10 protein-coding genes are annotated in these 13430 nt (G+C 54.6%); 3 read left to right on the forward strand and 7 right to left on the reverse strand.

From position 1 onward, the window contains the following. Positions 1-744: 744 nt before the first annotated feature. From ABD920_RS08635 to ABD920_RS08645, 3 genes are all read right to left on the reverse strand, one after another. On the reverse strand, positions 745-1716 hold the full coding sequence (locus tag ABD920_RS08635) for an aldo/keto reductase (protein WP_345158327.1): 972 nt from the start codon (positions 1714-1716) through the stop codon (positions 745-747). A gap of 159 nt (positions 1717-1875) precedes the next feature. Then, positions 1876-2544 (reverse strand): hypothetical protein, encoded by a 669-nt coding sequence (locus ABD920_RS08640; RefSeq protein ID WP_345158329.1) that lies wholly within the window; start codon positions 2542-2544, stop codon positions 1876-1878. Between the two features lies 1 nt (position 2545). After that, entirely contained in the window at positions 2546-3268 is a 723-nt protein-coding gene (locus ABD920_RS08645; protein ID WP_345158330.1) for a hypothetical protein, read from the reverse strand. A 229-nt stretch (positions 3269-3497) separates the two neighbouring features. Here ABD920_RS08645 and ABD920_RS08650 point away from each other — a divergent pair, with 229 nt between their 5' ends. Beyond that, complete coding sequence (locus tag ABD920_RS08650; protein WP_345158332.1) at positions 3498-4097, forward strand: pseudouridine synthase; 600 nt, start codon at positions 3498-3500, stop codon at positions 4095-4097. Positions 4098-4193: 96 nt separating this feature from the next. Beyond that, a complete protein-coding gene (locus ABD920_RS08655) occupies positions 4194-5663 on the forward strand; it encodes a glycoside hydrolase family 30 protein (RefSeq protein ID WP_345158334.1) in 1470 nt (489 codons plus the stop codon). A 146-nt stretch (positions 5664-5809) separates the two neighbouring features. Here the strand turns inward: ABD920_RS08655 and ABD920_RS08660 are convergent, their stop codons facing one another. Both ABD920_RS08660 and ABD920_RS08665 read right to left on the reverse strand, forming a co-directional pair. After that, on the reverse strand, positions 5810-6313 hold the full coding sequence (locus ABD920_RS08660) for a DUF4168 domain-containing protein (RefSeq protein WP_345158335.1): 504 nt from the start codon (positions 6311-6313) through the stop codon (positions 5810-5812). Between the two features lie 297 nt (positions 6314-6610). Next, on the reverse strand, positions 6611-7891 hold the full coding sequence (locus ABD920_RS08665; protein ID WP_345158337.1) for an MFS transporter: 1281 nt from the start codon (positions 7889-7891) through the stop codon (positions 6611-6613). Between the two features lie 298 nt (positions 7892-8189). Between ABD920_RS08665 and ABD920_RS08670 the strand changes: the two genes are divergently transcribed. After that, entirely contained in the window at positions 8190-8678 is a 489-nt protein-coding gene (locus ABD920_RS08670) for a GAF domain-containing protein (RefSeq protein WP_345158338.1), read from the forward strand. A 182-nt stretch (positions 8679-8860) separates the two neighbouring features. Here ABD920_RS08670 and ABD920_RS08675 read toward each other — a convergent pair whose 3' ends face one another. Beyond that, the gene (locus ABD920_RS08675) at positions 8861-11056 is read right to left on the reverse strand and encodes a M3 family metallopeptidase (RefSeq protein WP_345158339.1); all 2196 of its coding nucleotides are present in this window, start codon (positions 11054-11056) and stop codon (positions 8861-8863) included. A gap of 837 nt (positions 11057-11893) precedes the next feature. Continuing rightward, the gene (locus ABD920_RS08680) at positions 11894-13411 is read right to left on the reverse strand and encodes a PQQ-dependent sugar dehydrogenase (protein ID WP_345158340.1); all 1518 of its coding nucleotides are present in this window, start codon (positions 13409-13411) and stop codon (positions 11894-11896) included. Positions 13412-13430: the final 19 nt, after the last annotated feature.

Raw genomic sequence — 13430 nt, forward strand, 5'->3', positions numbered from 1 at the left:
CATATTTAAATATAACCAGGGACGATAGCGTATTTTAGTTTGAAAGTTTTGCCATATATCCAAACCGCGCGCAAAGCACATAAACACAACATAAGTTGCCAATGGTTCCTGGGCGCTTCTTTTAGGCTTTTCCGGCTTCATGGTCAAGTAACAAGACCAACGGCGTAACGGGCGCTGCCCTGAACAGCACGGTCCCCGTTTTCCCGTTGTGTAAGATAGCCGTAATTTTTAAAATTTCAATCTATCCCCACATCAGGTCGCCAGCACCTGATGCTTGCCTGAGCCGGTTGCCCTGGGCATGGAGCAAGTACAGCTGTAAGTTACTTGAGGCGTTGGCCCTGGAGCGTGGAAAGGGCATCAACTGCGCCTGAAGCCCGTGCTGGTGGCGGATATAGCCCGGCGCATCTCTCATCCTCACTACTACTTTGTGACAATTTATATGAGAGCAGGCTGGGAGAAGCTTGTAGGGAACGAAGGGGAGGCGCCACGTGGGCAGCGTTCAGTTACTCGGCGGTGGGTAACATGAAATGAATACCGGCTTTTCTGACAACGGAAAGAAAACAATTCCCGAAGAAAGAATAAACCGCTATAGTCTGTTCTGCCAGGGCTCGTGCGGATTTCGGGCTACTTAGACCCAAAACCTACAAAAGGCACTGGAAGAACAACTATATATGGTATAACACTGGGGTTATATATAAACGTGCCAGCCCATCTACAGGCCAGCACCAAACAAACCTTATGCGCTTATTGCGACCACGCCGTAGGCTCACGGTCCCAGCGGTGCTGCTTCAGTTCATTCAACAGACTTTCCGGCAGCCCCTTGCCATCGCTGGCGCTGAGGTTTGCCTTTACGTGCCCGGCTTTGCGCATGCCCGGGATAGTGGTGCTCACATCGGGGTTACTGAGGATAAAGCGCAGCGCCATCTCGGGCAATGTCATGCCCTGGGGCACGAGTGGCTTCAGGCGGTCAGCGTGCTCTACGCTGGAGTTCAGGTTCTCGGGCACGAAGTAGGTGCTGCGCCAGTCTTCTTTCGGGAAGGTGGTTTCCTTGGTGAACGTTCCGGTCAGGGTGCCCTCATCGAACGGCACACGGGCGATGGTAGCGACGTCTAACTCCCGGCAAAGCGGGAAAAGCGTGTCTTCGGGGGCCTGGTCAAATATGTTGTAGATGACCTGCACACTGCTGATATGGCCGGTGCGGAGCGTGTTCAGTACGTTCTCCGGCTCCCAGCGGTTTACGCTCACACCCATATGCTGGATCTTCCCGTCGGCTTTCAGCTTCTCCACGGCGCGTTGCCACTCCTCGTTATCAGCCCAACCGTCTTCCCACACATGAAACTGCTGCAGGTCCATGGTTTCCACACCCAGGTTTTTCAGGCTTTTTTCGGTGTATTCGATAATGTGCTCTGCCGGGAAGCAATCCTCCAGTTTATACTCCGGCTTCGACGGCCACTTCATGTTCTTGGGCGGTATCTTCGTGGCGATATAAAGCCGCTTATCGGGGTGGCGCCTTAGCAGGCGGCCCAGGATCTGCTCGCTTTTGCCTGCGCCGTAGCCCCAGGCCGTGTCGAAAAAGTTGCAGCCGCCTTCCACGGCAATGTCCAGGGAGCGGTCTGATTCTGTGTCGTCGGAGTTTGTCCATCCTGCCATGCCCCACATGCCATACCCGATTTCACTTACGTTCCAGCCCGTGCGGCCAAATCTTCTGTATTCCATAGTTTTCTTTAAAAGTGTAGAAGTAAAAATAGCTAAAGCCTTCTGCTTTTCAGAAAGCCCTGTTCAAAACATACGCAGTAAAAGGCAAACACGGTTACTCCTTCGGCAAGGGAGCAGGGGCCAGTCATCTAAACCAGGAACGAATGGCGCGAAGAGCACCTACAGCCTATAGCCCACACTGAGGCTGAAGTTGGCGCTGTTCATAGGCTGATGGAACTGATCTGTAGCTCCCTGCTGGTTCTTCACCTCAAGCGAGGGGCGCATAAAAAGCAGGCTGGTTTCGATGCCGATCACGATCCGGTTCTGTTCTCCTTTTAATCCGGTGGTGGCGCCGAAAGTCGGGGTAACGCGCTTGTCGCTGCTGCGGCTGATGGTGCCATAGGGTGTCTGTACCTGCAGGGAAGCAGCGCGGATAAAAGCGCCACCCGCCGAACCGCGGATAAAGGCCATGCCGTTGCGGCCCAGCGGCGCTTGCACCTGCACATCTGCCAGCACATACCCTGTCTGCCACGGCTTGCTCTTCAGTTCCTGCACCAGTTCGTCGCCGGGGGCGGCAAACTCCTCTTCCAGAAAAGGGTTTCTTCGGTAACCGGCTGTGGCACCCAAGGCGATATGCGGTTTAAGAGATTGCGTATAGTTTAACTGGATGAAAGTGCCGACGTCAGCAAACGCAGGATATTCTCTGTCGAAACTGGTGCTGGAGAAGCTTCCTAAAGGCAGGGCCGGTCCAACAGAAAACAACAGATGAGACGCGAAGGGTGCAGAATCCTGGGACATGGCTGCTGTTCCACAGCCAAAATGGATGAGCAGTAGCAGGAGCTTCTTCATATCAAAAAGCAGGTGCATAGGAAAAGCGCTCGCCCGGTTTGAGGTGCAGGATCTCAGTCGTTTCAGTGGTGGTGCCGTTCCGGGTCCGGGTGATGCGCAGGGTGAGCGGCTGGTTTGCTGGTACGGGAACAGGCTGTTGGGCATTATTACTACCGGCGAAGCCAAAAAGCGAGCTGCAGCTCTCCGCATTGTCAATGCCGCTTGTAAACTCCAGGTTGATCGCAAAAGCGTCTCCGGCCTGCATTGCCTGTAGGTTTTTCGGTGCTATATCCAGCAACGCTTTTTGGGGGAGGTTGTAGTCCAGCGTGGTGGTGGTACTGCGCTTCAGCTCAAAAGACTTGAAAATGAAATCCAACCCGCCGCAGATAAAATATTGGTTTTCCTCGAGAACAGGGGACACTACGATATACCCCTCATAATTTTGCTGCGCGTTTAGTTCATCATCGCGGAGCAGAAAGCGAAGTTCGAAGTTCCCGTCCGGATCAGTGATGGCTACGGCCTTGCGGCGCTCTGCATAGCCAATTTTGAACGTGCCCCGATCACTGCGCCAGTATGCATTCAGCTTCACGCCAGCCAGTGGTTGGGTTCCCTCATCAGTGGTTAGCCTGCCTTTGATGACCGTGCAGGAGCCGGGGCAGTATTTGCTGATAAAATCATCTTCATGGGAAACACAGCCGCCAAGCAGCAGCAGGAGCAGCAGGGGCAGCAGCAGGTTTGTTTTCATAGGTTCGGAGGGCGATGTCCTAATAATATTATTGAATTCAAACGGCAATAGCAAGTGTAGCATCAGAACTATATAGCTATAAACTTATTCTAATAGGCTATATATGAATCAAGCCTGGCATGGCTGGCATATATACAGGCGTTCACCGGAATCCCCTAAACGATCAGGTTGTTTTTGGAGCGTATCCAACTTTACCGGTACCTTTGCCTTGATCCCATATATCCCACACATGCACCGACACTTTATCCTTTTCAAACCCTATGGCTACGTCAGCCAGTTTGTGAGCGAGACGAAGAAGAAAAAAGTGTTGGGCGGGCTGTATGATTTCCCGGCGGGAACAATGGCCATTGGCCGGTTGGATGAAGCGAGCGAAGGGCTGCTGCTCCTGACCACCGACGGGAAGGCCAGCGAACTGGTGCGCAGCGGCAAAGTGGAAAAGGAGTATTACGCGCAGGTGGATGGCCTGATCACGGAGGAGGCGTTGCGAAAGTTGCGGGAGGGCATCGAGATACGGGCGGAGAAGGAACTGCACCGGACAAAGCCCTGCCAGGTGCGGAAACTGGATGCCATACCTGTGTTGCCGGAGCGTGGCCGAAAGATCCGGGACGAGCGCCACGGCACCACCAGTTGGGTTTCCATCACGCTCACCGAAGGCAAGAACCGCCAGGTGCGCAAAATGACCGCTGCCGCCGGCTTCCCGACACTGCGGCTGGTGCGCGTCCGGATCGGGAACTTGTCGGCAATGGGCATGGCGGTTGGCGAAGTGCTGGAAGTAAATAACTTTGATCTGGGTATTCCGGCTTGGCAGGGCCAGGAGAAAGATATATAAAGGATGAGTTTTTCAGGCAACTGCATTTTATATCATTTATATATAGTCTCCAATTCTGCGTCTTTATATAGCAGTAACCTATAGCAAACCAATCCTATGAGAGAAAAGAAAAAAGCGCGCAGTATCCGGTCCGGCATCATCGCCTTTATGCTGCTTTCGGGCCTTCTTGCCGGTTGCCAGCAACCCGCCGACAGCACAGATACCGCCAGGGTCGCTGCGCAGGAGCTTACAGCGGAACTGTGGCTGACCAATCCGGACAAATCCGCTTTGTTTGAATTGCAGCAGGAGCCGTTGTTATTCAGCGACAGCACGAACCAACACCCTGTCATCACGGTGGAGGAGGCAGAGGCTTTCCAGGAGATGGATGGCTTTGGCTACACCCTTACCGGGGGCAGCGCCATGCTGCTGCACCAGATGGATGCGGCTGCGCGTGCTGCATTGTTACAGGAACTTTTCGGCACCGCAGGCAACAGCATTGGCGTCAGTTACCTGCGCCTCAGCATCGGGGCCTCTGACCTGGACGACCGGGTTTTCTCCTACATCGACCTTCCTGCCGGCGAAACTGATCCGGCAATGGCTAAATTCAGCCTGGAGCCGGACCGTGCGCACCTCATCCCGATCCTGAAAGAGATACTTGCCATATACCCCGCACTGAAGCTGATGGGGTCGCCGTGGTCGCCGCCAACCTGGATGAAGACGAACAACAACTCCAAAGGCGGGAGCCTGAAGCCAGCGTTTTACGATGCCTACGCGCAGTACTTCGTGAAGTACATTCAGGGCATGGCGGCGGAGGGCATCACCATCGACGCGATCACCATCCAGAACGAGCCGCTGCACCCCGGCAACAACCCTAGCCTGCTGATGCTGCCGGAAGAACAGGCCGCCTTTATCCGGGAAAGCCTGGGCCCTGCGTTCGAAGCGGCTGGCATCAAAACCAAAATCGTTATATATGACCATAACGCTGACCGCCCCGACTACCCGATCACGGTGCTCGACGACCCGGAAGCCAGGAAGTATATAGACGGTGCCGCGTTCCACTTATATGGCGGCGAGATTGAGGCGCTCTCGCAGGTGCATGCCGCGTATCCGGGCAAGAACCTTTATTTTACAGAGCAGTGGATCGGGGCGCCGGGTAATTTCGCGGGAGACCTGGCCTGGCATGTCAAGAACCTTGTGATCAAGGGGCCGCGCAACTGGGCGAAAACGGTGCTGGAGTGGAACCTGGCCGCTGACCCTGCCCAGCGACCGCACACGGAAGGCGGCTGCACCCAATGCCTTGGCGCCCTCACCATCGACGGCAACACCATCACCCGCAACCCCGCTTACTATATTATTGCGCATGCCTCTAAATTCGTGCGGCCCGGCTCTGTCCGCCTCGGGAGTAACCTGCCAGACAGCCTGCCCAATGTGGCCTACAGAACACCCGACGGGCAGCGGGTGCTGCTCGTGCTGAACGAGGGCAAAGCGCCCCAGGCGTTCAACATCAGCTATAAAGGTAAAAACCTAACTACCACCCTTGGCAGCGGCGCGGTCGGGACATACGTTTGGCGAGGGGAGGGCCAGTAGTTGTCCGAGAAGAAGTCCATCATCCTGGCAGGCGGCTGAAACTGCTTTGGGTAAAGCTATATACTGGGCTATACCATGTATAAAAAAGAGGGGCCGTGTCAGTTAAAACACGGCCCCTCTTTATATATAGTCAAGCTGTTGTTGGCTTATTTATCGGCATGCACGATGCGGCGGATGCTTTCCTGTACGGCTTCATCCTTCTCATATGCCTGCAGAATGGTTTCGTATTTTTCAACGGTGAGGCCTTCGTCTTTGATGGCCTGCTCAATCTTAGTCTTCGTCTCCGGCTGGATTTTCACGACTGCCTGTGCTGCCTTGCTGAAAGCGGCTACTTCCTCGGGGTTCTTCGCTACAGCATCCAGTTTTTTCTGCTGGTGTGCTTTCACCAGTTCATTGAAACGGTCAGAGGTGAGGTTGTTTTCCTCAATGGCAGCCACCACCGCCTCACGGCTCTGTTTCTGCAACTCGGTAGCCTTTGTGTTTGCTGCGATAAAGCTTTTGAGTTCTTCGTCCGAAAACTTTTGCTCTGCCTGCGCCTGTGCAGTTTCTGTGGAGGAAGCAGTTGCCTGCTGAGAGAAAGCTGCAGGGCCGAAGCACATAGACGCCGCTACAAATGCGGCTGCAATACTCCCTTTCTTCATTAGTACCATAAGTGGTTTTGTTAGGATTGGGTTAGAAATTTATTTAACAATTTATGCCCGGTTTAAAACGGAAGCATAAGAGATAAAGCTGCAAAAAACCGTCGAAAGATGGCGTTTACAAGCTTACCCGTTGTTAAATTTAACCAATTACAATGCCAAAGGCAAATCTGAGCAGCTTTTTCGGTGGCAATACGTCACCTGAACAGCCGGTGCAGGAAGCTGCACAGGGGTTTGAATACCAGCCACAGGACGTAGAGATAGCTTTTCCTGAGATAAAAATTAAGTGGATTTATTATATAAAACTGTTCAAATTGTTTCAGCCGGTGCCTTTCGCTCCTTGCGTTTCGTTTTGTTCAAATCAAGCGCGTCGTTGCCCGGCGGCTGCTGGACCATGCGGATCTGTGAAAACACCCCTGCGCCGATGGCCAGTATGCCGGCGGCCAGCAACACTACTTCGGCCCCGAATAAATCGCTGAAGAGTCCGGCCGCAACGGCACCGCCCACGTAGCCGAAATCGCGCCAGAACCGGAAGATGCCCAGACTCTGCGATCGTTGCCGGGGATGCGTGTTGTCCGCCACCAACGTCAGGAAAGTAGGGTATACCATGGCGGTACCGGCACCCACGGCAGCTAACGCGAGCAGCAGCAGGAGATAGGAGCCTGTAAAATAAAGCGCGGCGATGGCCACCCCCTGTACCAGCATGCCCAGGCACAACATTTGCTTCCTGGAAAAGCTATCGCCCAGTCTGCCTGTAAAAAGCTGCCCGACTCCCCAGACGGCGGGATAAACACCGGCGAGCAACCCGATCTCCACCAGCGAGTAGCCTTTGAGGGCAAGCACAACCGGCAGCAGCCCCCACAGCACCCCATCGTTGATTTTGGTTACAAAGCCGTTCAGGGTGACAGGACCCAGGTTGGTGTGGCGCCAGGTGGTGTCCTTCCAGACGCTCGGCAGCAAGGCAACCAGGCTTTTCGCCGACTCTGCCTGCACATGGGCATGTGTGTCGCGCACCACGAACAGCGTCAGCGCTACGCCTGCCAGCGAGAACCCGATGCCCGGCAGAAAGGCATAGGTTATCTCGCCGGTGGTGGAGGCAATATAACCGGCCAGGAAGGAAGCCAGCCCCACGGCGAGGTAGCCGGCAAATTCGTTGATGCCCATTGCCAGCCCTCGGTTCTTCTCGCCCACAAGGTCAATGGTCATTACAATGCTGGAGGTCCAGGCGAGGCCCTGGTTAATGCCCAGCAGCAGGTTGGCAACTATCACCCACCACCAGTTGCCGGCATATAGCAGGAGCCAGGGCACCGGCAGCGCGAAAAGCCAGCCTGCCAGCAGCAACTGCTTGCGCGTGTACCGCACCGAGAGTTGCCCCATCAGCAGGTTGGCCACCGACTTCGCAAGGCCGAAAGCCACAATAAATGAAAGGACGGCCGTATGCCCGTTCATGCCAAAAACGGTTTCGGCAAGCGTGGGTATCACAGCGCGCTCCAGCCCGACCATCGACCCCACAAATCCGGTAATCAGCATGAGCAGCCAGAATTGCCCGGCATTCTCCTTCAGGCCCGATTGGGCGCTTCCATTCGTCATTTTTCAGATAGATTGATACTGCAACAGTTTTCCTGAGCTTCAACTGGTATATAGTTGCCGAGCGTATAACGCAGAATAAACCTCAAAACTAAGGTATTAAGTCCGGACATGAAAGGTTTCTGTTTCACAGGCCCGCTCGCAACGGGAACCCGGGGAAGCTGCTGGCGCTAAAACAGTAACAGTAAGTTGCTTTTTTACGTGGTATAAGGGTGGCGCGTACCGCTGGTTTATAGTATCTTCGCTTGCGCCCGGCCACAGGTGGCGGGTGTACCTGACCAACATATAAACATACTAAATAATGACTTCAACGATTTCCTCTCTTATATCCGGGCTGCAGAACCGGCAATCGGCAGTTGACTGGCAGCAACTCCTCACCGAAATCATCACCGCCTTTGGTTGCTCCACCGGCACTATCCATATCCTCGACCAGGACACGAAGCTGCTGAAGCTGCAGGCGCAGCAGGGTATCCCGGAGTTTCTGCTTCCGAAGATGGCCGCCATACCGATCGGGAAAGGCATGGCTGGCATTGCCGCCGAACGTCGGCAACCCGTGGAGATGTGTAACCTGCAGACCGACGAGTCGGGCGTGGCGCGCCCTGCCGCCAAGGAAACAAAGGTGGAAGGCTCTATGGCGGCGCCGCTGCTGCTGGATGGGGAACTATATGGCGTGGTGGGGATTGCGAAGCCCGTGCCCTATGATTTCACGGATGAGGAGACGCAAAACCTGCTACGGATAGGAGAGGAGATGAGCCGCTATATACGCGAAAATGGCATACAGCCTGCTTAGCCCTTTCAACCTGAGGAGGCAGGTGAGTTTATCTTGGCTGGTTCTGCCTGCCTTGCATGGCTACACCGTAGCGAAGGCACGCCTGTATTCAGCCATAACCAACAGCGCATGAACAAAAGAGGAGCCACCATACGGCAGCTCCTCTTTTAATTCCTGTCACCGGAAGCGTAGGGATATATAACTTATCTCTTTGACTGCTCCGAAGGCACCGGGAAACCGCGGTCCCGCATCAGCGCGTCAATTTTCGCGTCGCGGCCACGGAACAGCTTATAGGCCTCGGCCGGGTCCATGGAGTTTCGGGGGGCAAAGAGGTATTTCACCAGCCTGGCCGCCACTTCTTTGTCGTAGAAGCCGCCGGGCGCTTCCTCAAACGCCTCCGCCGCATCCGACGTCAGCACATCCGCCCAGAGGTAGCCATAATAACCCGTGGCGTACCCTTCGCCGGAGAACACGTGCCCGAAGTGCGGCGATCGGTGACGCATCACGATCTCCTCCGGCATGTTCAGCGCCTGCAGGGTTTCCCGCTCAAACTTATCAGGATCCATGCCTGCGGGGTCCACGGTGTGGAACTTCATGTCCATCAGGGCAGACGCCAGGAATTCCGTTGTCTCAAAGCCCTGGTTGAAGGTAGAGGCTTTCTTGATTTTGGCGACCAGGGGTGCCGGGATCACTTCCCCGGTTTCGTGGTGCTTCAGGAACTGGTTGATCACCTTGTCAGTAGAGAGCCAGCGCTCCAGCAACTGCGACTGGAACTCGGTGTAGTCCCGCACGCCGCTGTTCAGGGTCGGGTATTTTACGTTGGATGCAAAGAAGTGCAGGGCGTGCCCGAACTCGTGGAAAAACGTGGTGGCATCATCCCAGGAAACCAACAGCGGCTCGCCGGGGGCCGGCTTCACAAAGTTTGAGTTGTTCGAGGCCAGCACCGTCTCTTTGCCCTCAAACGTGGTATGGCTGCGGTAGGTGGTGGCCCAGGCACCCGAGCGTTTGCCCTGGCGAGCGAACGGGTCGAGGTACCAGAGGCCGATATGCTCACCGGTTGTCTTGTCAGTAACTTCCCATACCTTCACATCCTCATGAAACACGGGAACTGAGCCTTCGGGCACGGGCGTGAAGCTGAAATTGAACAGTTCCCCCGCGGTAAAGAACAAGGCCTGGGTCAGGTTATCGAGCTGCAGGTACTGTTTCACCTCGTCGGAGTCCAGGTCGTATTTTTGCTGGCGCACTTTCTCGGCGTAGTAGCGGTAGTCCCAGGGGGCGATGGTTATCTTTTTCCCGCTGGCGTCCGCGATGGCCTGCATGTCGGCCACTTCTTCCTCCACCCTGGCCAAAGCTGCCGGCCACACGGCGTTCATCAGTTCCATGGCGCGCTCCGGGGTCTTGGCCATCCGGTTTTGCAGGCGCCACTGGGCATAATTGTCGTAGCCCAGCAGGGCGACGCGCTCATCGCGCAGCTTCAGGATCTTAGCGATATTCCCGTTGTTGTCGCTTGCGTCGCCGTTGTCGGCGCGGGAGTAGTACGTGTTCCACACTTTCTCGCGCAGCGCTCTTTCATCGGAGTACGTCAGGAACTGGTCCATCGACGAGCGGGTGTTGGTGACGGCGTACTTGCTTTCCTGTCCGCGGTCGGCCGCGGCTTTGGCTGCTGCTTTCACAAAAGACTCCGGCAGGCCGCTGAGCTGGTCCTTGGTCAGGTACACCACATAGTTCTCTTCGTCTGCCAGGATGTTGTTCGAGAAAGCGGTATATAACGAAGACAGTTCTTTGTTGATGGCGGCATAGCGCGCTTTGGCTGCGGCGTCCAGGTTAGCGCCTTCCATGGCGAAGTCCTCATACACCAGTTGCACCACGCGCTGCTGATCGGCGGGAAGTGGGTTTTTCCGGGCGTTTTCATAAACCGTTTTCACGCGCTGGAACAGTTTCTCGTTCTGTGAAATCTTGGATCTGAACTCAGACAGCTTCGGCGCCAGTTCTTCCTGTATCTTTCTGAATTCAGGAGACGACATGTTGCTGCCCCATATACCGTAGTAAGTCAAAGCCCTGCTCAGTTCTTCGCCCGCGGCCTCCATCGGCACGATGGTGTTCTCAAAAGTAGCCGGCTCCGGGTTGCCGGCAATTACCTCGATCTCAGCCAGGTGCAGGGCCATGCCTTTTTCAATGGCGGGCTGCAGGTCAGCCAGGTTCATTTTGTCGAAAGCGGGGACGCCGCCGTAAGGGCCGGTCCATTCGGCCAGCAGCAGGTTCGTCTCGCCTGTTTCCTGCGCTGTAACTGCCTGTGGCTGCTGCGTGTTTGGCTGCGTTTGGGTAGCGGTGCAGCCTGCCAGGGCCAGGAAAAGAAACAAGCCCGACTTCCTGCCGGTAGATAAAAAAGTAGTTGCCATGTAAGCGTTATAATGTAGTTGAAAAGGCCCTCGTACGGACCCTGTTGGTGGTAATGAAGCCGCAAGTTACTAAAAACCGGAAAGACAGCTGAAGGTTTATTTTCCGGCACACAAGGCCAATACCATTTGCCGGAGAGCTGTTATATATAGAAGGAGGCGTTACCTCCCTATATAAGTAAGCATCTTCAGAAACGCTGCGTCCGGCGTCAGCACCACCGATGTCGTTCAGACTTCCTGCGCTCCTGCCTGGCAATCTAAAACTGTGCCACACGCCATCCGATTGTATTCGATTTGTTTATATAGCAAGAAGGAGCAGAAGGATCGATTCAAAATAGCGCCATAGTATAGCAGGCATCGAAACAGAATGAAGCGCTTCTGTTAAAAAGCACGGCCATCATATAGCTTGCCTACTTATACCGCCTTGCAAGAAACCCGAATTTATATATGCGTACTTAACATATATAATCAACTGTGGATTTATATATGCAACTGGGTTTTTTTCAGCAGTGCTGTCTATTAAACCGCTTAATCAGAAAACACGGAACCGACACGGCTAATACCACTATCAGTTGGTTCATGCGCATTGCAATTTGCCTGTCTGCACATTCCCCTCCTCGGAGGGGCAGGGGTGGGTTCTATAGAATATCCTCGTGCGCAGTATTCAGTTGATAATGGTATAGATTGCACCAAACCTAAGCCAGGGCCAACTTGCCTATATATGGGATGTGGAAGGGCAAAGCATTGAATGCACAAGCCCTGGCTAAGGAACCTCATGTCTTAGAAGTTCTTTTTGCCAGGGCTTGTGCATCCATCTGAAAATATTTACCTGGAAAGCAGTTAAATGCTATCTTTCCCTTTCTCTTTTCCAGCCAACACGAGTTTGAAGACCTTGCCGGTGCTGCCACTTGGCCCTAACATGGTAGAGGCTGTCACATAAATTTCTCCCTCCAGGTCCTGTCCGAAGCCTTTCAGGTAGTGCCCGATGTCACCAGGGCTGCCGGCCAGTTCAATTTCCTGAAATGACCATAACCCGGGGCCGGCGGGGTTTGCGATAAACAGCTCCCCGTTTGGCGCAGAGAAGTTCTGGGCAAACGACCCAAAAATGTACTTGCCCTGAAAGCCGGGAATAGCGTTGCCGCGGTACACATTGCCACCGATGATGGTGATCGTTCTGCCGCCCGCCGGGTTTCTGAGGTTTTTCATTTCAATCACCGGATCGATCAGCCGGTTCCCATATATGTCTACTTCGGGGCAGGAGGCTAATACCTGCAGCGGATTTGCTGCATCAAAGCAATGGGTTCCCTCTTTCACGTTCCAGCCGTAGTTGCCTCCTTTTTCAACCACGCTGATTTCCTCCCACAGGTTCTGCCCTGCATCTCCGGCAAACAAGCGGCGGGAGCCGCTCATGTCAAACGAGAAACGGAAGGGGTTCCTGAAACCATAGGCATAGATCTCATCCAGGCCGGGCTTGCCGACGAACGGGTTATCCGCCGGGATGCTGTAAGGGCTGCCGCTGTTCACATCTATCCGCAGGATATTGCCCAGCAGGTTGGCCTCAATGTCCTGCCCGTTACCGCCTTCATTTACCGGGTACCAATCCGGCACGTGGCCCGGCGCCACATCGTTGGCGCCGCCGCCATCACCGATCGAGATATACAGATAGCCGTCCGGACCGAAGGCGATGGTGCCGCCCTCATGGTTTCCCTGCGGCTGATCTACCTCTAATATGATTTTCTCAGAGCCCATGCTTGCCTTATTCGCATCGGAAGCTGAGACCCTGAACTCCGAGATACGGCTTATGTTGTTCCAGGAAGCATCGGGTACAGGCCCACCGGCACGGGGCGGGGCAGTGTAATAAAGAAAGAACCGGCCGTTCCTTTCATAGTCGGGGTGAAAGGCCAGGCCCAGCAATCCCCGCTCATCATAAAATGGACTGAGGCTTACCATCAGAGGGCTTACATCGATGAAAGGTTCGGATAATTTGATGCCCGCCGCGTCTATGATCCATATTTTACCGATCTGGTCTATCACGAACAACCTTTTGCTCTTATCCGGAGCGGCGACAAGGCCGATCGGCGAAACCATGTTATCCGCCACAAGCTGCAGATCCACAGACTTGGTTTTGAATAATGCCTCTGATTCCGCATTGAGTTTGGAGGCAGGCGCCGCTACATCCATATCCGGTTCGCAGCCCTGCAACAGGATTGTGACGCAGAGCAGGAGCACCGTGAGAAGGGCAGGTGTTGGCGTGCTGCGGCGAGGGTTCGCCTGCCCGCCGAGCTGCCTTCTAAAGTTCTGAAAGCGAGGGAAGCTCTCAGGAAAAGTGCTGTCCGATAGATACATTGTTCGTTTCATAATCAAAGATTTATATGGT

Origin of the sequence: Pontibacter saemangeumensis, assembly GCF_039541895.1 — a bacterium.
Lineage (GTDB): Bacteria > Bacteroidota > Bacteroidia > Cytophagales > Hymenobacteraceae > Pontibacter > Pontibacter saemangeumensis.

What these genes read in the sequence shown, in the direction of transcription:
- ABD920_RS08635 (WP_345158327.1), bottom strand. Translation starts at nt 1,716, where the DNA reads ATGGAATACAGAAGATTTGGCCGCACGGGCTGGAACGTAAGTGAAATC.
- ABD920_RS08640 (WP_345158329.1), bottom strand. Translation starts at nt 2,544, where the DNA reads ATGAAGAAGCTCCTGCTACTGCTCATCCATTTTGGCTGTGGAACAGCA.
- ABD920_RS08645 (WP_345158330.1), bottom strand. Translation starts at nt 3,268, where the DNA reads ATGAAAACAAACCTGCTGCTGCCCCTGCTGCTCCTGCTGCTGCTTGGC.
- ABD920_RS08650 (WP_345158332.1), top strand. Translation starts at nt 3,498, where the DNA reads ATGCACCGACACTTTATCCTTTTCAAACCCTATGGCTACGTCAGCCAG.
- ABD920_RS08655 (WP_345158334.1), top strand. Translation starts at nt 4,194, where the DNA reads ATGAGAGAAAAGAAAAAAGCGCGCAGTATCCGGTCCGGCATCATCGCC.
- ABD920_RS08660 (WP_345158335.1), bottom strand. Translation starts at nt 6,313, where the DNA reads ATGGTACTAATGAAGAAAGGGAGTATTGCAGCCGCATTTGTAGCGGCG.
- ABD920_RS08665 (WP_345158337.1), bottom strand. Translation starts at nt 7,891, where the DNA reads ATGACGAATGGAAGCGCCCAATCGGGCCTGAAGGAGAATGCCGGGCAA.
- ABD920_RS08670 (WP_345158338.1), top strand. Translation starts at nt 8,190, where the DNA reads ATGACTTCAACGATTTCCTCTCTTATATCCGGGCTGCAGAACCGGCAA.
- ABD920_RS08675 (WP_345158339.1), bottom strand. Translation starts at nt 11,056, where the DNA reads ATGGCAACTACTTTTTTATCTACCGGCAGGAAGTCGGGCTTGTTTCTT.
- ABD920_RS08680 (WP_345158340.1), bottom strand. Translation starts at nt 13,411, where the DNA reads ATGAAACGAACAATGTATCTATCGGACAGCACTTTTCCTGAGAGCTTC.